Here is a 586-nt window from a genome sequence, read left to right on the forward strand (position 1 = left end):
ACAACCGCCTCGGCGCGGGTCGTGTGAGCCTTCGGCTCAAAGAGATTCTCGTTTCTTCCTTGGACGATTCCGTCTTGGACGAGATTCGCCACAGCTTGCCTCGCCCAGTCCGAAATGGTCGCTTGATCCATGAACGCATCCAGAGTTTTGGCGACATCCGCTTGTGCCACTTGCTTGTTCGCTGCAAATTGTCTTGCCCGGTCAATCAGCGCCGCCAGCTCCTCCCGGCGTATCGGCTGATGGGGCCTGAACGTGTTGCCGGCATAGCCTTGACTCAATCCCGCATTCACGGCCGCCGTTACGACAGGCGCATACCAGGCATCGGGGGCCACATCGGCGAACCCGCTGTCGGTTTCATCGCTTGGAGCCGCAGACAATCCCAGTGCGCGTACGAGCAAGGCTGTAAATTCAGCTCGCGTAATCGCGGCATTCGGGGCGAACCGATTCGGGCCTGCGCCCTCGACAATCCGTTTCGTTGCCAGCAGCTCCACATCTCCCTTCGCCCAATGACCCGTTAGGTCCGCGAAGCTTTTGCCGGTGGGTTCGACTGCCGCATACAGGCTGTTGTGCGGTACGTTCATCACCA

General features: G+C 59.7%; 1 protein-coding gene. It reads right to left on the bottom strand.

All coding sequences use genetic code 11. The annotated features are described in order from the left end of the window. The coding region (locus M6D81_RS31645) for an S-layer homology domain-containing protein (RefSeq protein WP_262681647.1) at window positions 1-586 on the bottom strand (586 nt) is incomplete at both ends.

It is taken from the genome of Paenibacillus sp. J5C2022, from assembly GCF_025567625.1.
Lineage (GTDB): Bacteria > Bacillota > Bacilli > Paenibacillales > Paenibacillaceae > Pristimantibacillus.